Source organism: Ectothiorhodospiraceae bacterium BW-2 (genome assembly GCA_008375315.1).
Taxonomy (GTDB): domain Bacteria; phylum Pseudomonadota; class Gammaproteobacteria; order Thiohalomonadales; family Thiohalomonadaceae; genus BW-2.
The window spans coordinates 3920230-3947223 of record CP032507.1; the positions used below are offsets into that span (position 1 = coordinate 3920230).

Consider the following 26994-nt stretch of genomic DNA (forward strand, 5'->3'; position numbering starts at 1 on the left):
CACAGCTGTCGATTAAAGGGGTAACCGCTACCCGTTAACCCAATCTTATCGCCATATAGCTGACTACAATCATGAGCCAAACTGACAATAACAGACTATCGTCCGTTCCCTCGACCGAGGGTGAGAGTGAGAGTGCTCTGCCTACCGAGATCGAATCGACCCCACTGCCCGACACAGCACCGGCCATCACCGCTCTACAAGAGGGACTAAGCCGCCACGATAAGGTGCTCTCGACCCTACAGCAACAGCTAGAGAACCAGATAACAGAGCGCGACTTTACCCCCTATATTAAGAGAGTCGAGCAGCTAGCGGCCCAAATTACCGCCCTCTCAGAGCTCTCCCCCCAACAGCTAGCGCCGCTACAGCAGCAGCTACAGCAGTTTGAAGCAGCGCTACAGCAGCAACAGCAGCAGACTCAGAGCGCCCTTAAAGCACGACAGCAAGATAGTGAACAGCAGCAGCAGGCCACCGAACAGAAGCTACAGCAGCAGCAGCAGGCGCTAGCGGCGTGTCAGCAGCAGCTACAGCAGATACAAGATCATCTGCAACAGCTAGAGAGCCAGCAGCAGCAGCTCGACCACCACCAAAAGCGGCTAGAGAGCGGCGAACAGCAACGCACGGCACAACAGCAGCAGCTCCAGACGCTACAGCAGCAGCTACAGCAGCTAACAGAGCAGCAGCAGCAGAACGATAACTCGCTAGCGCAGCTACAGCAGCAGCAACTAGAGTCGCTGCAACAGCTCATCTCGCCACTACAGCAGCAGCAGCAACAGCAGCAGCAGCAGTTAACGCTGCATGAAAACCGGCTCACCACCCTCAAACAGCAGCAGCAGCTACAGAGTGATGGGCTAGCAGACCAAATTCAGCAGCTATTAGATGAGAGCCAACAGCTACAACTGAACCAACAGAGTCAACGACAGCAGCTTGACGCCATCAATCGCCGTCTCGAACAGCAGCAGCAGCAGCTACAGCACCAGCATGAAGCGCTACTAGCGCATGAACAGCAAGAGGCGGTTACCCTAGCCCGTATCGATCAAAGTTTTACCCATCTAAATCAGAGTGTTACCGAGTTAGAGGGCTATCTAGGCGAGCTCACCGAGCAGCAGCAACAGCAGCACCACTCCCTAGAGCGCCTCGACCAGCAGCAGCTACGGCTGCAAAAAGCGTTGACTAGCTCCGATAACCGTGCCGATATCCGTCTCCACTACCAACAGAACAGTCTCGAAAAATTAGAACAGCGACAGCAGCACTCCAGCCTAGAGCAACACAGCTTTGAGAGAAAGACTCGCCACTGGCAAAAGAGCGCCGTGCTAAGCACACTCCTTATCGTAGTGGCGATTGTGATCGGGCTCGTTATCACCCACCAGCAGCAGCAGCGGGCACTACAGCAGGTAGATGAGCAGTATCAGCAGCAGATGGCGCTCTTAACCGCACTACAGCGCTCGGGGGAGCTATCGCGAGAGAACTTTAACGCTATCATCCGCCTACGCCAGCAGTTAACCGAGCAACAGGAGCCGACCGCCGATCCCCATATCAAACAGCAGCTAGCTCAGATAATCGCTAACATTGAGGCGCTACGGCTGAGTGATTACACGCTGCAAGAGCGCAACCAGAGGCTAACCGATGCCCTGTTAGGACTTGATCGCAAGCTGGTACGGGCACTGCCGCCACAAGCGCTGTACGATGAGTTATGGCTACAGCAGCAGCCTAGCAGCGGCTTCATGATTCAACTCCTTGCCGGTCAAGATCGCCAAAAAGTGGCGCAACAAGCGCAGACCATTAGCCGTATCAAGCCGTTGGCAATCTACCACCGCCCCGCCAAAGAGAGCGGTGCGAGTGGTTGGTATATCCTACTAGGGGGGCTCTACGATAGCTTCGCTCGCGCCGAGAGCGCGATTCTCGACCTACCCGCTGAGCTACAGCGCAACCAGCCTCTGGTGCGCTCTAACCGTTCGGTGTTAGCGGAGATGAATGGAGAGTAGCGGTTTGGGGCGAGGAGATCGCCTCAGGAGCCCCCCCCCACCCCGAATCGACCCCCCCCTCACTCTCGACCGGCGGTGTAAGTAGTAACGAATCGGCGCTAGCGAAGTCAGAGAGTGCCCCGTTGTAGCCGTCACTCGCAATGCCGCCACTAGAGAGCCTCTCTAACATTAGCTGACAGAGCGCCTCATCGGTTGTTATCGTCCCATCGGAGAGCAGCCGCTCCCCCAGTGCGAGCTCAAACAGCTCCTGCTCGCCAACGATCGGCTCCGGTGCGGGCCGCTCGGCCTGAATCTTCGCCATCGCCTCCAAAAACTGCTGTTCAAAGTCGCTATCTGAGAGTTCAAACGCCCTATTTTGCTCGGCCTGTTGCAGCGTTTGCTGCTGTGCCTGACGCATTTGCGTCACAAATTCGTCCGCTTCGGTCGCCGATAGTGGGCAGGTGCGGTAGGCAAAAGCGGCATCGGCGGCGGTAGTGGTCGAGCCATCGGCTAGCTGCACGACGCTCTGACCATGGACAGTCACCCCCTCGACAGGATGCGCTAACTCGCCATCGCTCACCAAGCCAATACGCGCTATCCCCCATTCGGCCAGCGATTTCACCTCCCCGGTTTCACTCACACCGTTGCTGTTACTATCTTGCCAAATGGCAAACTCACCCCACTGGCTATCCTGACTATCGAGCCAGCTATCTTGATTAGTATCAAAGGCGAGTTGCAGTGCCTCCATGTCGGTTTTGGTATCAGGGGCGTGGTCGGTGAAGACGAACTCTGAGCGATCGGTGATGGTTCTGTCAGCACCGATATCTAATACCAGCAGGCCATCTTCTGTGCCGACCCAAGCTGTGATCTCTTTGATACTATCGCCGTTATAGTCAAAACTACTCTCTGACTCACTCAGGCCAATGTAGTTAAATCCGTTGTTGTTGAGATCAATAACAACAGGAGCCGCACCATCATAATAAAACTCATACACAACGGCCGCACCAGGGTTACCTGCTTCGTCAACCTGACGAATATAAAAAGTGTTATCCCCGACACTAGCTGTGTAAGAGGAACTCCAATTAGCATTATCAGAGCTGTATTCTATAGTTGCTCCAGTCTCAGTTGCAGAGACTAAAACATTTCCACCTGAAACATCGATTGGAGATGTGAATCGAGCTACCAAATAATCACCATTATTATTACCAACCAATACAACATCACCATTATTATCAATAATAATTCCGGTCTTTTCTGTTCCAACTTCAGCGACATCAATTTTTCCTGTTCCGTCGCTAGAAAATGTAGTATCAATACTACCATCGCTATTCAAGCGAACAACATCAACCCCCGAAGTATTTCCTGTAAATACTATTTTACCACTACTATCAATTGCGATACCCCCTCCCCTATTCAAAACAGAGTTATTCATATAGACAGAAGCAATGCCATTTGTGCCAAAACTAGTATCAAGCACACCACTACTATCGAATTTTGCCACCCCCATATAAGATGAACCAGTAGACGACAAAAGATAAATATTGCCACTACTGTCTATAACTGAATCCTGATTATCATCCGTCCCACCACCATCCATATCGATATTAACAATACCATCCCCTCCTCCAAAGGTAGTATCAATTGAGCCATCAGCATTTAATCTAACAATATAGCTCTCTTGACTACCAGTTAAACCAAGTCCTGTATAAGTCCGGCCAATAACTATAATCTTATCATCACTTTGAATAGAAACATCAGAACTAAAATCGACATAACCAACGCCAGGACCATAAAGCTCACTTCCGACATCAATCACAGTCACACCTGAAGTTCCAAATGTCGTATCTAGTGTTCCATTTGTATTATACCTAGCAATAGCCATATTCTCATTTCGCGTACCACCATTCGTATCAACATCATCAGCATAAGCAATCATAATTATTTTACCATCGGATTGTATTCCAACGGCTTGAGCACTCTCGTTGTCATACGCTGTACCAAATTTATTCAAAACCACTCCATCTGTGTCAAAAGTCAGATCCAAAACACCTGAAGATGTTATTTTAGCTATTGATGCATCATAAAGATCAGCCCCTCCCCCATTCTGATTCGAAGGTAAATAGATATTATTAGCACTATCAATAGCCGCATCACCTCTCACGTAGTTTGTACCAAAGTCAACAACTATTTTTCCGGTGCCACCACCAAATGATGTATCAAGATTTCCTGACTGATCGAGTTTTATAGCTGACATACTGACATCCCAGGAACCATCATAAAATGAATTTCCACCTGATATAATATATCCACCTCCGGAGAGTGAAAATATAGATGCTTGAACTCCCTCTCCTGTTTTTGTCGTTGTATCTATTTCGACTACACCATTAGAACCAAAAGTAGTATCAAGTTGATAACTTATATCTACCACCGCAGGTGAAGTAGTATCAATCACCCATGCTGTAGTATTACTGCCAGCAGTAGAGATATTTCCAGAGCTATCAGTCTGTCTTACCTGTATCACTCCGATACCATAACTACCTTCACTTAACACAAAGGCAGAACCAGAACCACCAGACCAAGTTGAACCACTATCAGTGCTGTATTCCCAGGTCGCTCCGGCTTCAATTCCGGAAACATTGACGGTACCATCACGACTAATCCCATCACTACTACTGCTACCCAGATCATTGGCCAGAGCCAGTGTTGGCGTAACTGCCGAGTTATCAACAGTTACCACAAAAGCCTCCGTCATTGGAGCGATATACCCTTCTGCATTTGTTGCTTGGGCTCTAAAATTATAGGTAGTACCATCGCTTAAACCTGAAGTGGTATAACTCCAAGTTGTTCCTGTAACAACCGCATTGCCTAAAAATGTATAATTATCGTAAATAGATACCGTGGAACCGGCATCCACTGTTCCGGCAAGTTGCAATGTTGTATCATCACTCGTATCTCCGGATGTTAAGGCACCTGTTATTGTACCCGCATCATCGGTTATGGTATCCAGTGTAATCGCCGGAAGATCATTCGTTCCTACCACAGTAAAAACAGCATTAGCAGAAGCAGTCAAACTACCATCAGTTACCTGAATAGTAAAACTATCGGTCACCTCTTGCCCGTTCGTTAACGCTTGTGTATCTGGATCACTATCATCCAGAAGATAACTAACCGTATCGGTTGCAAGCGTTAAAGTTGCGGTACCATAAATACCCGGTTTGACATAAGTTAGCCCGCCATCAGCGCTGCTCCAACCATTACCCGTTAACCATGTGGTATCGTAACTAACGCTATCTCCTACATCTTCATCACTTTTGGTGAGTAGCACAGATGAGCTGTTAACCGCCTGAAAATTGGCATAGTTATCGTCAAAAGCAGTACCGTAGTTACCCCCCCATCCCTCAGCATCATCACCCTGTAATTCGATATAGATATAACGGAGATCTGCCCCATAATTAGCAAATTGTCGGTCAATATTTAGCCAGCTACTTGTAGTAGTGAGTAAGGTAGAATCATAACTATCGAGCACAGCACGGGAACTATTTTTTAATTCAATTATAACGCGGTAAGTGTCGCCACTATTATGATAGTCCTTCACCCAGGTACCGATGTCAATACTCGATTGACTATCCAAAAATCCGCTCGAGTACCCAGCAGCAAGCAGGTCTATCTCTTGACTTAATGTTCCAAGTTGATAAGAGGAGTTAAAGCTATAGGCTCCGGTATTAGAGTTTCCCCAGCGGCTTATCCAAGGGTCACCGCCTGTAACAGCTATCCAACCGCTTAAATCTCCTGTCTCCCCACCCGGGTTAGTAAGGAGAATTGATTCACCAGCTTCTACTAAGTAATTGGTAGGAACACTAGCTGTTAGCGTTGGGACATCATTGACATTGGTTACCGTTATATTAAACGACTGCTGAACCGGAGTAGTAATACCATCGCTCACCTGTAGCGTCACGGCATGATCGCCCACTTCGTTATTGGTCGGCGTGCCGGTTAAAGCGCCGGTACCGGCATCAAAACTTAACCATGCCGGCAGGGTCGGGGCGCTGTAGCTGAGCGTATCACCCGTATCAATATCAGTCGCAGCCAAGGTGTAGCTATAGGCACTATCTTCACTCACTACCACCGCATCGGTGCCGTTCCAACCGACTATCGGCACTGAAGTTATCGTTGGGGCGTCGTTGACATCACTCACCACAATTGCAGCACTCGCCTCTTGCGCTGAAAAAGCGGTAGTCCCTCCATTAGTAGTTACATCAGCGGTTCCTCCCGCCACACCACTGGTTTGATCCCAGCCTCTGAAGGTAAAGGCTGCCGTCTCGCCACTCACTCCATCGGGCTGATAACGCAGTTGGGCAGCCGAGTCGAGCAGCCGTGCCGAGGAGGCGGTCACAGCACCGACCGCGCTCCAGTTCGTACCATCAATGCTGTATTCCCAACTACCGTTACCTGTTGTCGCAGTGATCGCCATCCCTGACGCACCAACATCGGGATCGCTATAGCCCATATCGGTTAATATCGTGGCGACGGTAACAATCGAGGAGGGGGTATCTTCATCTGTCGTAGCAAAACTGTAGCCGTTGTTACCGGGCCAAGAGTAGGTCAAATTATCCACTACCCCTAAACGACTACCACTATTAGAGAACCATGGATAGAGCGTATCACCTTCATTAATATTGAGATTAGTTAATGTATTTGTTACGACATCTGCCGCCAAAGTGGTCACCGCGCCGCTACTGTCACTATTCCGTATTTCAAAGGAGACATTGTAGTTATTTGATTCAATTGGGGTAATTTGATAAATGAGTTTATACCAATTGCCTAGTATTAGCGCATCCCCCCCCCCCGTAGTCCAACTGAGCGAGGTTGACACCGTATCGTTATGATAATACCCCCCCCCACCATGAAACCCCATGCCTAAATTAAAACCATCTGGCCGACCAAAAGATGAGGCTGAATTAGCACTATTGACGGCAAAACCCATTCCACCATAGCCAGAGTTTCCAGAGATATAGGTATCCATTGAGAGGGTATAGGTCGTCCCACTCACCAAGGTTACCCCTGTATTTGAAGTCCAGACTTCAGAAGTACTGCCAGGAATCGAAATCCCCCCCGTGCCACTCACGCCTGCGGTACTACTCCAAGCCATATTGCCGGTGGTCGCGCCATTATTATTGAAGTTGTCGGTGAACTCAGCCTCTGTGTCAAAGCTATTAGCCACTGTCCCCCCTAGCCCCGTCAGCGCCGGTGCATCATTCACAGCCAACACCGTCGAAGCTAGCGTAACCCCCGCCGCTGAAACTTGGGATGTCGCATCATCAGTGGTGATATTAAAGAGCTGTCGAGTCGCCCCACTGGTGAAGGTCACTGCCGCCGAACTATCCACCGCATGAACCGTTAACCCCCCTGGTGAGCCGTTGTAATTGGCATTCGGTAAAAAGCGCAGCAGGGTACTGCCATCAAGCAACAACGCACTACTACCACTCACCGCGCTGCTACTCACCCCATACCAGTTAGCGCCACTATCGGTACTGTATTGCCAGAGCCCTTCGGTAGCGTCATTAGCGGCATCGGCGCTAATGGCAATACCGGCTAGGGTGTCGCCCTCAATATCGCTCATTAGACTACTAAATAGAGTAGCCACGCTGCTACCAGCAGGGGTCGCATCTTCATTCATCTCTATTACGCTCGGCGCACCGCTCCAAGTCGGGGCATCATTGAGCGCTGTTACGCCCATTGCATAGTGATAGCTACCCGATGAGTAGGCGCTACTCCCTCCCGTCGGCGTCGCTATCGTCGCAACGGTATGCGCTGTGCCGGCACTGCCATCCCAACCATAGAGGGTCATACTGCTACCGCTAGCGTTATTCGCTCCGGGCATAAAGCGGAGCCAGTCACTGCTATTGAGCAGATAGAGATCGCTGTCATTGACCAAACTAGCTAGCGCTAGCCAACTCCCATCACTCCCATTGGTTGAGTCGGTAGAGTATTGCCATTCACCCACTCCCGCACTGTCTTGGGTGTAGCTCGCAGCTAACCCGACACTGTCCCCATCAGGGTCGCTCAAGCCAAACTGGGTGACAAGAGCGCTAACCTGCACCCCCGTTGAGGCGTTATCTTCCGTCGTGGTACCACTTACCGTGGTGATACCATTCATTGACCAAGTTGCGCCATTCATAAGAGTCTGTGTCCGGCCAGCAGGCGTCGAATCAGCAGCGCTAGTGCCGCTCCCCTCGGTAAAGCCCCAGTGGGCAGCTAGATTCGTTTCATTGCCGGTTAAAGATTGTGACATTAGGGCACTCATGTCGCTCTCCGTCAGTAGCTGGCTCCATATCGACACCTCATCCATTTGACCGTTAAAAAACTCATCTTGGCTACTACCTATCAGTTTTTTGCCGCCCAATACCACGCTATCTAAATCATCGACAATACGCCCCCCTAGGGTGCCACTGCCGGCATGAACGCCGTTAATATAGAAGTTAACACTACTCCCTTGCATGGTATAGGCGACATGGCTCCAGCTATTTGCCGCCACAGAGGCGGTGGATGAGACACTCGTCCAGCCCAACGCTTGGGCATCAATCCCCACCTCTAAGGCACCACTACTATTGAGTCGGAATCCTAAATAGTCGGTTGAGCTATCAGTATTGGTCACACTCCCTCCAAAGGAGAGGATAGTGTAGGTGCCACTAATTAGTGCAGGATTGACCCATGCGGCGACCGTGTAGGCTGAGCCACTATCGATTTGGGCATAGGGGGAGGAGCCGCTAATGGCATAGTCATCGACACCATCGAGTTGCAGCGTATTGCCAGTGCCGGAGCTGAGTGGGGCGTCATTCACATTCGCCACGGCTGCGGTGGCAGCAGAGCTCACCGCTTCTGCTGTACCGTAGCTATCGATATAAGTTGCCGTGACCCGAATCAAGTTACCCACTTCAGCTTGAGTGAGAGTATAGCTGTTACCCGTTGCCAACACACTCCAAGAACCTCCCCCATTACTACTCATCTCCCAGTGATAGGTTCTGGCCGTTAAACCATCCTCGTCAGTAAGTGTGTCGGTAAAAGTTAGCGTCTCATCTTCGCTAGGAGCGCTATTACTAAGAGTGATAGCTCCCGTCGGTAGATCGTTAACATTGGTGACGGCGGTGGTTGCGCTTGAGGTTAGGCTCTCAAGACTACCTTGGCCATCAATGTAACTGACGGTGACGCTAATCGCTGCTCCAACTTCAGCTTGAGTCAATGTATAAGTTGACGCTGTTGCGCCAGTAATGACAGAGCCTCCAGCTAACCACTGGTAGCTGAATACACCTAAACCATCTTCATCGGCAAGAGCGCTGGTATCGGCGGTTAGCGTTTGATCTTCGGTGGCTGTGCCGGTAATGGCCACGGTGCCGGTGGGTAGATCATTCACATTCGCCACGGCTGCGGTAGCAAGCGAAGTGAGAGTTTCGGTGCTACCTTGGCCATCAATGTAACTGACGGTGACGCTAATCGCTGCGCCAACTTCAGCTTGAGTCAATGTGTAAGTTGAGGCTGTTGCACCAGTAATGGCAGTGCCTCCAGCTAACCACTGGTAGCTGAATACACCTAAACCATCTTCATCGGCAAGAGCGCTGGTATCAGCGATTAGCATTTGACCTTCGGTGGTTGTGCCGGTGATGGCCACGGTGCCGGTGGGTAGATCATTCACATTCGCCACGGCTGCGGTAGCAAGCGAAGTGAGAGTTTCGGTGCTACCTTGGCCATCAATGTAACTGACGGTGACGCTAATCGCTGCGCCAACTTCAGCTTGAGTCAATGTGTAAGTTGAGGCTGTTGCGCCAGTAATGGCAGTGCCTCCGGCTAACCACTGGTAACTGAATACACCTAAACCATCTTCATCGGCAAGAGCGCTGGTATCAACAGTTAGCGTTTGATCTTCGGTGGCTGTGCCGGTGATGGCCACGGTGCCGGTGGGTAGATCATTCACATTCGCCACGGCTGCGGTAGCAAGCGAAGTGAGAGTTTCGGTGCTACCTTGGCCATCAATGTAACTGACGGTGACGCTAATCGCTGCGCCAACTTCAGCTTGAGTCAATGTGTAAGTCGAGGCTGTTGCGCCAGTAATGGCAGTGCCTCCGGCTAACCACTGGTAGCTGAACTCGCCTAAACCATCTTCATCGGCAAGAGCGCTGGTATCAACAGTTAGCGTTTGATCTTCGGTGGCTGTGCCGGTGATGGCCACGGTGCCGGTGGGTAGATCATTCACATTCGCCACGGCTGCGGTAGCAAGCGAAGTGAGAGTTTCGGTGCTACCTTGGCCATCAATGTAACTGACGGTGACGCTAATCGCTGCGCCAACTTCAGCTTGAGTCAATGTGTAAGTTGAGGCTGTTGCACCAGTAATGGCAGTGCCTCCAGCTAACCACTGGTAGCTGAATACACCTAAACCATCTTCATCGGCAAGAGCGCTGGTATCAGCGATTAGCATTTGACCTTCGGTGGCTGTGCCGGTGATGGCCACGGTGCCGGTGGGTAGATCATTCACATTCGCCACGGCTGCGGTAGCAAGCGAAGTGAGAGTTTCGGTGCTACCTTGGCCATCAATGTAACTGACGGTGACGCTAATCGCTGCGCCAACTTCAGCTTGAGTCAATGTGTAAGTTGAGGCTGTTGCGCCAGTAATGGCAGTGCCTCCGGCTAACCACTGGTAGCTGAACTCGCCTAAACCATCTTCATCGGCAAGAGCGCTGGCATCGGCGGTTAGCGTTTGACCTTCGGTGGCGGTGCCGGTGATGGCCACGGTGCCGGTGGGTAGGTCATTCACATTCGCCACGGCTGCGGTAGCAAGCGAAGTGAGAGTTTCGGTGCTACCTTGGCCATCAATGTAACTGACGGTGACTCTAATCGCTGCTCCGACTTCGTTTTGGGTCAGTGTGTAAGTTGACGCTGTTGCGCCAGTAATGACAGAGCCTCCGGCTAACCACTGGTAGCTGAATACACCTAAACCATCTTCATCGGCAAGAGCGCTGGTATCAACAGTTAGCGTTTGATCTTCGGTGGCTGTGCCGGTGATGGCCACGGTGCCGGTGGGTAGATCATTCACATTCGCCACGGCTGCGGTAGCAAGCGAAGTGAGAGTTTCGGTGCTACCTTGGCCATCAATGTAACTGACGGTGACGCTAATCGCTGCGCCAACTTCAGCTTGAGTCAATGTGTAAGTTGAGGCTGTTGCGCCAGTAATGGCAGTGCCTCCGGCTAACCACTGGTAACTGAATACACCTAAACCATCTTCATCGGCAAGAGCGCTGGTATCAACAGTTAGCGTTTGATCTTCGGTGGCTGTGCCGGTGATGGCCACGGTGCCGGTGGGTAGATCATTCACATTCGCCACGGCTGCGGTAGCAAGCGAAGTGAGAGTTTCGGTGCTACCTTGGCCATCAATGTAACTGACGGTGACGCTAATCGCTGCGCCAACTTCAGCTTGAGTCAATGTGTAAGTCGAGGCTGTTGCGCCAGTAATGGCAGTGCCTCCGGCTAACCACTGGTAGCTGAACTCGCCTAAACCATCTTCATCGGCAAGAGCGCTGGTATCAACAGTTAGCGTTTGATCTTCGGTGGCTGTGCCGGTGATGGCCACGGTGCCGGTGGGTAGATCATTCACATTCGCCACGGCTGCGGTAGCAAGCGAAGTGAGAGTTTCGGTGCTACCTTGGCCATCAATGTAACTGACGGTGACGCTAATCGCTGCTCCAACTTCAGCTTGAGTCAATGTGTAAGTCGAGGCTGTTGCGCCAGTAATGGCAGTGCCTCCGGCTAACCACTGGTAACTGAATACACCTAAACCATCTTCATCGGCAAGAGCGCTGGTATCAACAGTTAGCGTTTGATCTTCGGTGGCTGTGCCGGTGATGGCCACGGTGCCGGTGGGTAGGTCATTCACATTCGCCACGGCTGCGGTAGCAAGCGAAGTGAGAGTTTCGGTGCTACCTTGGCCATCAATGTAACTGACGGTGACGCTAATCGCTGCGCCAACTTCAGCTTGGGTCAATGTGTAAGTTGACGCTGTTGCGCCAGTAATGACAGAGCCTCCAGCTAACCACTGGTAGCTGAATACACCTAAACCATCTTCATCGGCAAGAGCGCTGGTATCGGCGGTTAGCATTTGACCTTCGGTGACGGTGCCGGTGATGGCCACGGTGCCGGTGGGTAGGTCGTTAACATTGGTGACGGGGGCGGTGGCGGCACTGGTGAGGCTCTCAAGGGTGCCTTGGCCATCGGTATAGCTGACGGTGACGCTAATCGCTGCTCCAACTTCAGCTTGAGTCAATGTGTAAGTTGTTGCTGTTGCGCCAGCAATGGCAGTGCCTCCTGCTGACCACTGGTAGCTGAACTCGCCTAAACCATCTTCATCGGCAAGAGCGCTGGTATCAACAGTTAGCGTTTGATCTTCGGTGGCTGTGCCGCTGATGGCCACGGTGCCGGTGGGTAGATCGTTGACATTGGTGACGGCTACGGTAGCGGCACTGGTAAGGGTTTCGATCGTGCCTTGGCCATCGGTATAACTGACGGTGACGCTGATAGCTGCTCCGACTTCAGCTTGGGTTAATGTGTAAGTTGACGCTGTTGCGCCGGCAATGGCGGTGCCTCCGGCTAACCATTGGTAGCTGAACTCACCTAAACCATCTTCATCGGCAAAAGCGCTGGTGTCTGCGGTTAGTGTTTGATCTTCGGTGGCTGTGCCGGTGATGATCACGGTGCCGGTGGGTAAATCATTAACATTGGCCACTGCTATGGTGGCGAGTGAAGTGAGAGTTTCTGCGGTGCCTTGGCCATCAATGTAACTGACGGTGACGCTAATCGGTTGACCGACTTCAGCTTGGGTTAGGGTGTAAGTTGACGCCGTTGCGCCAGCAATGGCGGTGCCTCCAGCTAACCACTGATAGCTGAACTCGCCTAAACCATCTTCATCGGCAAGAGCGCTGGTATCGGCGGTTAGCGTTTGACCTTCGGTGGCGGTGCCGGTGATGATCACGCTGCCGATCGGTAAGTCGTTGACATTGGTGACGGCTGTGGTGGCGGCACTGGTAAGGGTTTCGATCGTGCCTTGACCATCGGTATAACTGACGGTGACGCTGATAGCTGCTCCGACTTCAGCTTGGGTTAATGTGTAAGTTGACGCTGTTGCGCCGGCAATGGCGGTGCCTCCGGCTAACCATTGGTAGCTGAACTCGCCTAGAGCATCTTCGTCGGCAATAGTGCTGGTATCGGCGGTTAGCGTTTGATCTTCGGTGGCTGTGCCGGTGATGATCACGCTGCCAGTCGGTAGATCGTTGACATTGGTGACGGCTGCAGTGGCGATTGAGGTTAGGCTATCAACATTTCCTTGGCCATCAATGTAACTGACGGTGACACTAATCGGTTGACCGACTTCGTTTTGAGTCAGGGTGTAAGTTGGGGCTGTCGCGCCGGTAATGGCAGTGCCTCCGGCTAACCACTGGTAGCTGAACTCACCTAAACCATCTTCATCGGCAAGAGCGCTGGTATCGGCGGTTAGCGTTTGACCTTCGGTGGCGGTGCCGGTGATGATCACGCTGCCGATCGGTAAGTCGTTGACATTGGTGACGGCTGTGGTGGCGGCACTGGTAAGGGTTTCGATCGTGCCTTGGCCATCGGTATAACTGACGGTGACACTAATCGGTTGACCAACTTCAGCTTGAGTCAATGTGTAAGTTGAGGCTGTTGCGCCGGTAATGGCAGTGCCTCCAGCTAACCACTGATAGCTGAACTCGCCTAAACCATCTTTATCGGCAAGAGTGCTGGTATCGGCGGTTAGGATTTGATCTTCGGTGGCTGTGCCGGTGATGGCCACGCTGCCGGTCGGTAGATCGTTGACATTGGTGACGGCTACGGTAGCGGCACTGGTGAGGCTCTCAAGGGTGCCTTGGCCATCGGTATAGCTGACGGTGACGCTAATCGCTGCTCCAACTTCAGCTTGAGTCAATGTGTAAGTTGAGGCTGTTGCGCCAGCAATGGCAGAGCCTCCGGCTAACCATTGGTAGCTGAACTCACCTAAACCATCTTCATCGGCAATAGTGCTGGTGTCGGCGGTGAGAGTTTGGTCTTCGGTGGCTGTGCCGGTGATGATCACGCTGCCAGTCGGTAGATCGTTGACATTGGTGACGGCTGCGGTAGTGGCACTGGTGAGGCTCTCAAGGGTGCCTTGGCCATCGGTATAGCTGACGGTGACACTAATCGCTGCTCCAACTTCAGCTTGAGTCAATGTGTAAGTTGAGGCTGTTGCGCCAGCAATGGCAGAGCCTCCGGCTAACCATTGGTAGCTGAACTCACCTAAACCATCTTCATCGGCAATAGTGCTGGTGTCGGCGGTGAGAGTTTGGTCTTCGGTGGCTGTGCCGGTGATGATCACGCTGCCAGTCGGTAGATCGTTGACATTGGTGACGGCTGCGGTAGTGGTACTGGTGAGGCTCTCAAGGGTGCCTTGGCCATCGGTATAGCTGACGGTGACACTAATCGCTGCTCCAACTTCAGCTTGAGTCAATGTGTAAGTTGAGGCTGTTGCGCCAGCAATGGCAGAGCCTCCGGCTAACCATTGGTAGCTGAACTCACCTAAACCATCTTCATCGGCAATAGTGCTGGTGTCGGCGGTGAGAGTTTGGTCTTCGGTGGCTGTGCCGGTGATGATCACGCTGCCAGTCGGTAGATCGTTGACATTGGTGACGGCTGCGGTAGCGGCACTGGTGAGGCTCTCAAGGGTGCCTTGGCCATCGGTATAGCTGACGGTGACACTAATCGCTGCTCCAACTTCAGCTTGAGTCAATGTGTAAGTTGAGGCTGTTGCGCCGGCAATGGCGGTGCCTCCAGCTAACCACTGATAGCTGAACTCGCCTAAACCATCTTCATCGGCAAGAGTGCTGGTATCGGCGGTTAGGATTTGATCTTCGGTGGCTGTACCGGTGATGGTCACGCTGCCGATCGGTAAGTCGTTGACATTGGTGACGGCTGTGGTGGCGACACTGGTAAGGGTTTCGATCGTGCCTTGGCCATCGGTATAACTGACGGTGACACTAATCGGTTGACCAACTTCAGCTTGAGTCAATGTGTAAGTTGAGGCTGTTGCGCCGGTAATGGCAGTGCCTCCAGCTAACCACTGATAGCTGAACTCGCCTAAACCATCTTCATCGGCAAGAGTGCTGGTATCGGCGGTTAGCGTTTGACCTTCGGTGGCGGTGCCGGTGATGATCACGCTGCCGATCGGTAAGTCGTTGACATTGGTGACGGCTGTGGTGGCGGCACTGGTAAGGGTTTCGATCGTGCCTTGACCATCGGTATAACTGACGGTGACGCTGATAGCTGCTCCGACTTCAGCTTGGGTTAATGTGTAAGTTGACGCTGTTGCGCCGGCAATGGCGGTGCCTCCGGCTAACCATTGGTAGCTGAACTCGCCTAGAGCATCTTCGTCGGCAATAGTGCTGGTATCGGCGGTTAGGATTTGATCTTCGGTGGCTGTACCGGTGATGGTCACGCTGCCGATCGGTAAGTCGTTGACATTGGTGACGGCTGTGGTGGCGGCACTGGTAAGGGTTTCGATCGTGCCTTGGCCATCGGTATAACTGACGGTGACACTAATCGGTTGACCAACTTCAGCTTGAGTCAATGTGTAAGTTGAGGCTGTTGCGCCGGTAATGGCAGTGCCTCCAGCTAACCACTGATAGCTGAACTCGCCTAAACCATCTTCATCGGCAAGAGTGCTGGTATCGGCGGTTAGGATTTGATCTTCGGTGGCTGTGCCGGTGATGGCCACGCTGCCGGTCGGTAGATCGTTGACATTGGTGACGGCTACGGTAGCGGCACTGGTGAGGCTCTCAAGGGTGCCTTGGCCATCGGTATAGCTGACGGTGACGCTAATCGCTGCGCCGACTTCGGCTTGGGTCAAGGTGTAAGTGGAACCTGTCGCACCGTCAATGGCACTGCCATCAGCTAACCATTGGTAGCTAAACTCACCTAAACCATCTTCATCTACGATAGCGCTAGTGTCAGCAGTGAGGGTCTCCCCTTGACTGGCTGTGCCGGTAATAACCACCTCGCCCTCAATTGGGTCGTTGCTGTTGGTGACGGGGGCTGTGGCGGCACTGGTGAGGCTCTCAAGAGTGCCTTGGCCATCGGTATAGCTGACGCTGACGCTAATCGCTGCGCCGACTTCGGCTTGAGTCAGGGTGTAGGTGGAACCTGTCGCACCGTCAATGGCACTGCCATCAGCTAACCATTGGTAGCTAAACTCACCTAAACCATCTTCATCGGCGATAGCGCTGGTGTCGGCGGTGAGGGTCTCCCCTTGGCTGGCGGTGCCGATAATAACCACCTCGCCCTCAATTGGGTCGTTGCTGTTGGTGACGGGGGCTGTGGCGGCACTGGTGAGGCTCTCAAGGGTGCCTTGGCCATCGGTATAGCTGACGCTGACGCTAATCGCTGCGCCGACTTCGGCTTGGGTCAGGGTGTAGCTTTCGCCGTTTGCGCCACTAATAACGCTGCCATCAGCTAACCATTGGTAGCTAAACTCACCTAAACCATCTTCATCTACGATAGCGCTGGTGTCGGCGGTGAGGGTCTCCCCTTGGCTGGCGGTGCCGGTAATAACCACTTCGCCCTCAATTGGGTCGTTGCTGTTGGTGACGGGGGCTGTGGCGGCACTGGTGAGGCTCTCAAGAGTGCCTTGGCCATCGGTATAGCTGACGGTGACGCTAATCGCTGCGCCGACTTCGTTTTGAGTCAATGTGTAATTTGACGCCGTTGCGCCAGTAATAGCACTGCCATCAGCTAACCACTGGTAGCTGAACTCGCCTAAACCATCTTCATCTACGATAGCGCTGGTGTCAGCGGTGAGGGTCTCCCCTTGGCTGGCGGTGCCGGTAATAACCACTTCGCCCTCAATTGGGTCGTTGCTGTTGGTGACGGGGGCGGTAGCGGCACTGGTGAGGCTCTCAAGGGTGCCTTGGCCATCGGTATAGCTGACGGTGACGCTAATCGCTGCGCCGACTTCGGCTTGGGTCAGGGTGTAGCTTTCGCCGTTTGCGCCACTAATAACGCTGCCATCAGCTAACCATTGGTAGCTAAACTCACCTAAACCATCTTCATCTACGATAGCGCTGGTGTCGGCGGTGAGGGTCTCCCCTTGGCTGGCTGTGCCGGTAATAACCACCTCGCCCTCAATTGGGTCGTTGCTGTTGGTGACGGGGGCTGTGGCGGCACTGGTGAGGCTCTCAAGGGTGCCTTGGCCATCGGTATAGCTGACGCTGACGCTAATCGCTGCGCCGACTTCGGCTTGAGTCAGGGTGTAAGTGGAACCTGTCGCACCGTCAATGGCACTGCCATCAGCTAACCATTGGTAGCTAAACTCACCTAAACCATCTTCATCGGCGATAGCGCTGGTGTCGGCGGTGAGGGTCTCCCCTTGGCTGGCGGTGCCGGTAATAACCACTTCGCCCTCAATTGGGTCGTTGCTGTTGGTGACGGGGGCTGTGGCGGCACTGGTGAGGCTCTCAAGAGTGCCTTGGCCATCGGTATAGCTGACGCTGACGCTAATCGCTGCGCCGACTTCGGCTTGGGTCAGGGTGTAAGTGGAACCTGTCGCACCGTCAATGGCACTGCCATCAGCTAACCATTGGTAGCTAAACTCACCTAAACCATCTTCATCTACGATAGCGCTGGTGTCGGCGGTGAGGGTCTCCCCTTGGCTGGCGGTGCCGGTAATAACCACTTCGCCCTCAATTGGGTCGTTGCTGTTGGTGACGGGGGCTGTGGCGGCACTGGTGAGGCTCTCAAGAGTGCCTTGGCCATCGGTATAGCTGACGGTGACGCTAATCGCTGCGCCGACTTCGGCTTGGGTCAGGGTGTAGCTTTCGCCGTTTGCGCCACTAATAACGCTGCCATCAGCTAACCATTGGTAGCTAAACTCACCTAAACCATCTTCATCTACGATAGCGCTGGTGTCGGCGGTGAGGGTCTCCCCTTGGCTGGCTGTGCCGGTAATAACCACCTCGCCCTCAATTGGGTCGTTGCTGTTGGTGACGGGGGCTGTGGCGGCACTGGTGAGGCTCTCAAGGGTGCCTTGGCCATCGGTATAGCTGACGCTGACGCTAATCGCTGCGCCGACTTCGGCTTGAGTCAGGGTGTGAGTGGAATCTGTCGCACCATCAATGGCACTGCCATCAGCTAACCATTGGTAGCTAAACTCACCTAAACCATCTTCATCGGCGATAGCGCTGGTGTCGGCGGTGAGGGTCTCCCCTTGGCTGGCGGTGCCGATAATAACCACATCGCCCTCAATTGGGTCGTTGCTGTTGGTGACGGGGGCGGTAGCGGCACTGGTGAGGCTCTCAAGGGTGCCTTGGCCATCGGTATAGCTGACGGTGACGCTAATCGTTTGGCCGACTTCGTTTTGAGTCAATGTGTAATTTGACGCTGTTGCGCCGGTAATAGCACTGCCATCAGCTAACCACTGGTAGCTGAACTCACCTAAACCATCTTCATCTACGATAGCGCTAGTGTCAGCGGTGAGGGTCTCCCCTTGGCTGGCTGTGCCGGTAATAACCACCTCGCCCTCAATTGGGTCGTTGCTGTTGGTGACGGGGGCTGTGGCGGCACTGGTGAGGCTCTCAAGAGTGCCTTGGCCATCGGTATAGCTGACGCTGACGCTAATCGCTGCGCCGACTTCGGCTTGAGTCAGGGTGTAGGTGGAACCTGTCGCACCGTCAATGGCACTGCCATCAGCTAACCATTGGTAGCTAAACTCACCTAAACCATCTTCATCGGCGATAGCGCTGGTGTCAGCAGTGAGGGTCTCCCCTTGGCTGGCGGTGCCATTGAGCAATAGCGCTCCTGTTGGTAACGAATTAACAGGCTCGGGCTCGGGCTCGGGCTCGGGCTCGGGCTCGGGTTCCGGCTCGGGTTCCGGCTCGGGTTCCGGCTCGGGCTCAGGTTCCGGCTCAGGTTCCGGCTCAGGTTCCGGCTCAGGTTCCGGCTCAGGTTCCGGCTCGGGTTCCGGCTCGGGTTCCGGCTCGGGTTCTGGCTCAGGTTCTGGCTCAGGTTCCGGCTCAGGCTCAGGCTCAGGTTCTGGCTCGGGCTCGGGTTCTGGCGTAGGCACAAATGGGGTTGTCGGTGTTGGCGGGGTTACTGTTGTTGTCGGCGTTATAGGCGATATCACCGGTAGTTCAAAATTGTTGTTGCTCGCTGTCAAGTCACTGTTTGAGGGCGTGGGGCTACTGTTCGTTGCGGGTGTTGGTGTTGTGGTCTCTGCAACCGCCACTGTTTCATCGTTGGTAGCTGTTGTGGTCGTATCGTTTTGAGCGGAAGTTACCGGTTCTTCCGTAGGCTCTGAGGTGGCTGGTGGTTCCGGTGTTGTCTCTGCTGCGACCTCGCTCTCTGCTGGCGGTGGGGGTTCTGCGGCGGCAGTTGTCTCTTCTGGCGGCACTTCGGTTGCGGCTGTTTCTGGTTCGGGGTCGGTTTCAGTTTCGGGCTCTTCTGCGGCTACTTCGTTCTCTGCTGGGGCCTCTTCTGCAACCACTTCGGTCTCTGCTGGGGCCTCTTCTGCAGCTACTTCGCTCTCTGCTGGGGCCTCTTCTGCGACCACTTCGCTCTCTGCTGGGGCCTCTTCTGCGACCACTTCGGTCTCTGCTGGGGCCTCTTCTGCAGCTACTTCGGTCTCTGCTGGGGCCTCTTCTGCGACCACTTCGCTCTCTGCTGGGGCCTCTTCTGCGACCACTTCGGTCTCTGCTGGGGCCTCTTCTGCAGCTACTTCGGTCTCTGCTGGGGCCTCTTCTGCAACCACTTCGCTCTCTGCTGGGGCCTCTTCTGCGACCACTTCGGTCTCTGCTGGGGCCTCTTCTGCGACCACTTCGCTCTCTGCTGGGGCCTCTTCTGCGACCACTTCGCTCTCTGCTGGGGCCTCTTCTGCGGCTACTTCGGTCTCTGCTGGGGGCTCTTCTGTTGCAATGGCTTCTTCTGGTGCGGCTTCGGTCGCTGCTGGCTCTTCTGTGGGAGGTGCGGTGGTTGTTGCTGTTTCAATCGGGGCCGATGGGGGCGCGTCTGTTTCTGTTATGGCCGCGGCACTCTCGGCGGGCGGGGTTGTCGCTGGGCTTTCAGTTGTTGGGGTGTTGGTTGTCGCGACCACGGGGGCGACGGGGTTCTGGCTGGCGATGAGGTTCTCTAGTTGGGGGGAGGAGGCTTCTAGGGTGGTGACGCTTTCGTCACCGCTGGCTAGGGCGGTTATCATCTGCTGTTCTGGGGTCGCGACGCCACTTTCGACGCTGGCGCTCACCGCGGCGATGGTGTCGGCTTCGGTGGTGGCGTTGGTTACCGCCGCTTGTAAGTCGCTGCCACTGGCTAGGGCTTCGGTTAGGGCTTGTTGAAAGGTGCTGTTGTTTGGTGATGCGGGGCGACTCTCTCCTAGTACGGTCTCTATGTTCTCTCCACTCGCTAGGGCATTGGCTAGTTGGCTCTCGGCACTCGGTTGGTTGACCGCTGCGGTGGTGGTGGTCACCGCTTCGGCGACTGCCGCCGCTTCGTTTAGGGCGCTTGCCGGTTCGGCTCCGCTGGCGAGGGCTTCGCTTAGCGCTTGTTGAAAGGCTGCGCCGCCACTCTGTTCTAGCTCGTTGAGTGCCTCTTCGGCGCTCTCGCCACCGCTGGCTAGGGCGGTTAGGAGTGGGTCGCCGTCGGTGAGGGTGCTCTGTTCGGCTGTCGTGGCTGCTGTTTCGGCCGCGATGGCCTGCGCCATTGCTTGTTGAAAGCTGTTACCCTCTTCTAATGCGGCAACTAGGGTATCGGTCAGGGCGCTCTCTTCTGGCAGGGCGCTGCTGTCTCCGCTGGCGAGGGCTTGTAGTTGTGGGTCGGCTTCGCCGCTATCACTGGCCATTTCGGCTTGCTGCTGCTGTTCTATGTTTGTCTCTGCGCTGTTAATCGCCTCGTCTATGCCGATGTCGCTCTCTGCCGAGAGCGATTGGCTCAGTTCGGTCGCCATTTGGGTTATCTGGTCTGGACTGAGGTCGGGAAATTGGGTCTGTAGCTGCTGTTGGAGATTTTCACCCGATGCTAGGGCCATCAGTAGTGCGTCGCTCGCTGAGAGTGGTTGCGCCGACCCACTATCGGCTTGGTCCATCTCGGCGGCGGCAGCCTCTGCCTCGGCAAGGGCGGCATCGATGTCGGCCCCTGAGCTAATCGCCTGTTGTAGCTGTTCGGTAAAGGTGCTGCTATCGGTCTCACCTTGGGCTTGTTGAAGCTGCTGTTCGACATCTTCGCCGCTTGCAAGGGCATCGAGTAGGCTCCCCTCGCGGCTCTCGCTCTCCACTTCGGCAAGTAACTGCTGCGCTAGCTGCTGTTCAGCAACCGCCTGTTGTAGTGCCTCTCCCGGAAGCTCCCCTTGCGAGAGCTGTTCGGCGATGCGGTTGATTAAGCTATCGCTGTCCAGAGTGGCATCGATGATCCCTTGCTGCTGTAGCGCCTCTATCACCTCCTCTAGCGCTTCGCCATTGGCTAGGGCGGTGAGGAGTTGTTGATTCGGATCTTGTTCGGCCTCTTCACTTTCGCCACTCTCATTGGCCTTATTAGCCACTTCCATAGCTGAAGTGGTAGCGGATGCGGATAGCTCCTCTTCTGTGGACGGGGGTTGTGGCTCTGTCGGAGTGCTGTTTTGCAGCAATACGCCCGCGCCACTATCGAGCGCGACAAATTGGCTTGTTTCGCCACCGCTCTGCACTATTTGCAGGGTGGGGGCGATATCGGCCTTAAAGTAATCCTCTATTCTGTACCGTTCGCCATTAGACCCATCGATCACCAGATGATCTTCTTCCCGATAGGTTTGGGTGGCATTGGCGGTCCACGCGGGTAGTTCAATTATCTCATTCATGACAACACCTGCTGCTTTAGTTTAAGTTAATTCAAGAATAATAGGATTTAATGAGAAGGCTACATTAATACACTATTAGGCCTACTCTGGGCACACTGTCGGTGTGGGGGCTAATAATTCAGCACCATCGCCTCCTCTCCTTCGTTCTCAATTAGCTGCACAAACGGCAAGAGATCGGCACTAGCTATATCGAATGGAGCATCAGCACGGCCACCCTCACCCGCGCCATGAGAGAGCCTCTCTAGCATTAGCTGACAGAGCGCCTCATCGGTCGTTATCATCCCATCGGAGAGCAGCCGCTCCCCCGGTGCGAGCTCAAACAGCTCCTGCTCGCCAACGATCGGCTCCGGTGCGGGCCGCTCGGTCTGAATCTTCGCCATCGCCTCCAAAAACTGCTGTTCAAAGTCGCTATCTGAGAGTTCAAACGCCCTATTTTGCTCGGCCTGTTGCAGCGTTTGCTGCTGTGCCTGACGCATTTGCGCCACAAATTCGTCCGCTTCGGTCGCCGATAGTGGGCAGGTGCGGTAGGCAAAAGCGGCATCGGCGGCGGTAGTGGTCGAGCCATCGGCTAGCTGCACGACGCTCTGGCCATGGACAGTCACCCCCTCGACAGGATGCGCTAACTCGCCATCACTCACCAAGCCAATACGCGCTATACCCCATTCGGCCAGCGATTTCACCTCTCCCGCTTCACTGATACCGTTACTGTTACCATCCTGCCAAATGGCAAATTCACTCCACTGGCTATCCTGATTATCAAGCCAGCCATCTTGATTGCTATCAAAGACCGTTTGTAGCGCCTCCATGTCGGTTTTGGCATCAGGTGCATGGTCGGTAAAGACGAATTCTGAGCGATCGGTTATTTGGCTATCGCTGCCAAGATCGAGTACCAGTAGGCCATCGGTTGAGCCCATCCAGGCGGTGAGTTCGCCGTAACCATCACCGTTGTAGTCAAAGGTAGTGGTCGAGGCGGACAGAGCGATATAGTCGAGACCGTCTTGGTTGAGGTCGATGGTGACGGGAGAGACATAGACATAAATCGTAGTGTTATAAGTACTACTAGAAGAACCATCTGTAACGGTCAAGCCAAAAGGATAGCTACCCGATGTAGTTGGCGTACCTGATAGCGTGACATACCCGCTGGAGCCGCCCGTTGGCAAAGATGCGCTTAACCCGGGAGGGATAGAGCCAGATGATATAGAGGGTGTCACACTACTATTACTGTCTATATCGTAAAAATGGATCGAGGAGGAGTAGTAACTATTTACCGTTGCCGCAGTTGCTAGCGCGCCGGAAAAAAGTGGCGTATCATTCTCCCCGGTAATCGTAATCGTAATCTGTCCGATATCTAAGGCACCATTTCTATCACTCACCGTATAGTTAAAACTGTCGGTTACGGTCTGCCCAGAGGCAAGAGAATCATAATTTATAGAATAATCAACTGTACCATCCGAATAAAGTGTTAAAATACCCCAATTACCCCCTATACCAGTTCCGGGCAGAACCTCTGCGCCATAGCTGTTCCCAACCCTAGTAACTGAGATAATATCTCCACTATTACTATCACTATCGTTACCAAGCACAGAAGCTAACGAGCCAACATAGTTTTCAGGTACCGTATAACTATCCGCAGTAGCAACGGGGGCACTATTAGAGCCAATGTCATTATACCCATTTATCGTGATAGTTACCGTCTGAGCCGTTCCATCGACAGAGTAGAGGGTAAAATGGTCAGATAGCGTCTGCCCACTACCTAAAGCATCTACCATTCTATGACTATTATTGAGCGTATAACTCCAGCTCCCACCACTCTCTACCGAATAAGTCCCATAGCCATAGTAACTGCTGTAGTTAGTGATCGCTTGAAAAGAGTTATCGGGATTGTCGGCATCGGTCGCAGTCGCTGTACCGTTAGTAAGGAAGGATGTATCTTCTGTCACACTACCTGAGAGGGTGCCACCAATGACAGCAGCATCGTTAGTACCCACTATCGTCACGGTTAGAACAGCACTATCACTAGCAGCAAGGGGACTACCGTTATCGGTGAAGGTATAGTTGAAGTAGTCAGTAAGCGTCTGACCACTATTGAGTGCATTGATTGCTGCCGTGGCATTATCTATCACATAGCTATAACTGCCATCACTATTGAGCGTTAAGTTACCATAACTTCCCGCCAGAGGAGCACCTACCGTTCCAGCTGTACCACTATTTTCGCTACTTCCCACACGCACGGCGGTGATACTGCTACTATCACCCTCGATATCGCTGTAGGTGACACTACCATTTACCGTGGTGATTCCGCTATTGCTAGAGGTTTCATAGATCGTGTTACTTGCATCATGAGCCACAGGCGCATCGTTAACCGCAACCATATTTATCGTTCGATCCGCTGTAACTACCCCCCCCTCACTATCGGTTAGTTGGTAGCGAATCGTCCGGCTGTTGCCGAGAGTACTGACGGTATCGGCGAAAACATTAGCAAACTGTAGTGATTGTAGTACTGTTTGGTAGTTAGCTAGCGTATCAGAGCCAGTCAGTGTCAACACCCTAGTGGCTGAATCGTAGCTTGCATGGATCGCCGTCGCGCCTAGCGTTACCGATAGCTCATCCCCACTCAGCCCACCGGCGACAATGGAAATTGTCGCCGAGGCGACCATCGGCGCACTGTCGGTATCGGTCAAGCGGAGAGTCGGTGCTACCGTAACGGCGGCACCGTTTTCAATAAACTCAACCACAGGAGTGAGCTGATAGTTACTTCCAACTAGAGCCGTTATTTGAGTAGGATCGCTCACCTGATTGAGATTAATCTGATACACCGCAGAGGGTAACAGCGTAGCGTCTCCTAGTGCTTGGCTCTGACTAAGCTGGCTATCCCAAGCGCGATAGGAGTACAGCTCGCCACTAAAGAAGGTTCCGCCAAAACCGTCCTGATTACCATCCACCGACGCGCCTAGCCGTTGAGTATCATCATTGTAGGCACCTGATGAGGTGAGAGTACCCATCAGTACTAGTTGACCATCAACATAGATCTCGGTACCCCGACTCCCCATCGTAAAGAGCACGCGATGGAGGTTACCATCAGTTAGGGTTAACCCGTTGGTAGTTAACTCCTCAACACCACTAGTACCTCCCCACACTCTTGAATAGAGATTACCATCCTCTTTAACCACTAAGTGGCGATCATGCGCTCCGGGGGCGGTTCGGTGCGTCCCCTCCTGTACCGAGAACAGCCCACCGCCACTGGTAGTACGAAACACAATTTCACGACTCATCTCACTATCCGGTTCGCTGCGTGACCACATTAAATCGGTATCGACATTATCAGACGAGGGGCCGAGTGTCAGACCAGAGAACCAGATCTGGGTCGAATCATTCACATTAGCCACATCGATGGTAAACGATTGGTCAACATCGACCGTACCATCACTCACCCGCAAAGTCACCGCGTGACTGCCGACATGCTCCTGCATCGGTAGCCCGCTTAAAACGCCACTGGCGGCATCAAAGCTGAGCCAGCTCGGCAGAGTCACCGCGCTATAGGTAAGAGGGTCGCTATCGATATCGGTTGCAGCTAGAGTGTAGCTATAGGGGCTATCTTCGTTAACGCTAGTTACTGCGCTAGAGGTGATGAGTGGCGCATCGTTCACCATCGTCACCGAGGTGGTTAACGCCGTCCCACTCACCGAGACTACCGAAGCGACACCATCAATAGTCGTATCAAAAGTTTGCCGAACAGCACCGCTACTAAAGAGAGTCGGTGCCGAGTTATCCACCGCATGAACCATCAGACTCCCCGGGGTACCGTGATAGTCGGCAACCGGCACAAAGCGCAACAGCGCCACACTATCCAACAATAGAGCAGCGCCCGTGCTAACCGCCACCCCACTTACCGCATGCCAAGTTATACCACTATCGGTCGAGTATTGCCAGCTCCCCTCGTTAATCAGATTAGCTGCATCGCTCACAATGGCAACTCCCGCTAAACTATCGCCATCGGCATCGTTAAATAGAGCGGCAAAGAGATCACCCACCGAAGCCCCCGCAGGCGCCAAGCTATCTTCAGCCACCGCTGCCAGCATAGCACCACCACTGAATGTCGGCGCAGCGTTAACCGCTACCGTCACCGCTATCCCGCCAACCGCATTGTAGGCAAAGTTACGCACCGCGCCGTTATAGGCACCGCTGCCATCCCCGACTGCTGCATCCACCGCCCAAGAGGGATCAACACCTGAGCTAGAGGCACCATTACCCACATAGGCTATCTCACCACTCCCTAAAGTGCGAATCGTCCATGAAGAGTTAGCACTACCGGTCGTCAACACCGGCGTAGCGCCGCTAGTGACCACATAATCTTGATCTCCATACCCCCCTGTAGGCGTCAACCCCTGAAGATCAAATAGACCAGTACTGAGGCTATTAATACCAGTAATCGCCCCTAGCGCCGACCCATCGCCACTACTAGTAGATAGGCCATCAATGAACTGAATAAGCAGTGTGTCGGTCGGCGAGGCAATCGAATCATAACCGGTAATAAATAGCTTACCGCCCGCTGAAACATAGTTACTAAGATGAGTAAACAGCCCCGCATCGCTGTGCATATTTCCACTACCGTCCCCTGATGCAGACCAATAGACCGCATCATAACCAGAGAGATCACTTAACAGATAGGGGGTTGTCGTTGTAGTGACATCATAGTTGCCATCCACCACCGTAACGCTATGACCATCGCCCTGTAGCACCGTAACAATATTGCTATCGGCTCCCATATAGTCGGACACGAACAAAAGAGTACTCGTACCACTACCACCCTTTGCCACTAGAGGGCCACCACTCCCCTGCGCCCCACTATTGCCATCAGAAAAGCGCCACTGTAGCTGATAATCGGCAGAGTCAGCCAAAGAGCCACTGTAACTATACGCCAACGATTGCAGCGTCTCATCCACCTGGGGTTTGGTTACCCCTGCTGCAAAAGTGATCTGTAGCGTTCCACCAGAATGGGTAGTGACTGTACCAATCGGAGTTGAGTTGAGTGATAACGATGCACCTTCGCTTAATGCTGAGAGATTACCACTAGTAGAGAAGATATCGTTCACATTCGCCCCCCCTGGCGACTGATAGTGATCGAACTGCCAC

3 protein-coding genes are annotated in these 26994 nt (G+C 53.4%); 1 reads left to right on the forward strand and 2 read right to left on the reverse strand.

The window, feature by feature from the left end; translation table 11 throughout:
• Positions 1-71: 71 nt before the first annotated feature.
• A complete protein-coding gene (locus D5085_18295; GenBank protein QEP44914.1) occupies positions 72-1982 on the forward strand; it encodes a hypothetical protein in 1911 nt (636 codons plus the stop codon).
• Here D5085_18295 and D5085_18300 read toward each other — a convergent pair.
• Together D5085_18300 and D5085_18305 are read right to left on the reverse strand one after the other, a co-directional pair.
• Positions 1945-21861: a hypothetical protein gene (locus D5085_18300; protein ID QEP44915.1), complete on the reverse strand. Its 19917-nt coding sequence runs from the start codon at positions 21859-21861 to the stop codon at positions 1945-1947. The genes D5085_18295 and D5085_18300 overlap by 38 nt on opposite strands.
• Before the next feature lie 110 nt (positions 21862-21971).
• Complete coding sequence (locus tag D5085_18305) at positions 21972-26954, reverse strand: hypothetical protein (GenBank protein QEP44916.1); 4983 nt, start codon at positions 26952-26954, stop codon at positions 21972-21974.
• Positions 26955-26994: the final 40 nt, after the last annotated feature.

What these genes read in the sequence shown, in the direction of transcription:
- D5085_18295 (QEP44914.1), top strand. Translation starts at nt 72, where the DNA reads ATGAGCCAAACTGACAATAACAGACTATCGTCCGTTCCCTCGACCGAG.
- D5085_18300 (QEP44915.1), bottom strand. Translation starts at nt 21,861, where the DNA reads ATGAATGAGATAATTGAACTACCCGCGTGGACCGCCAATGCCACCCAA.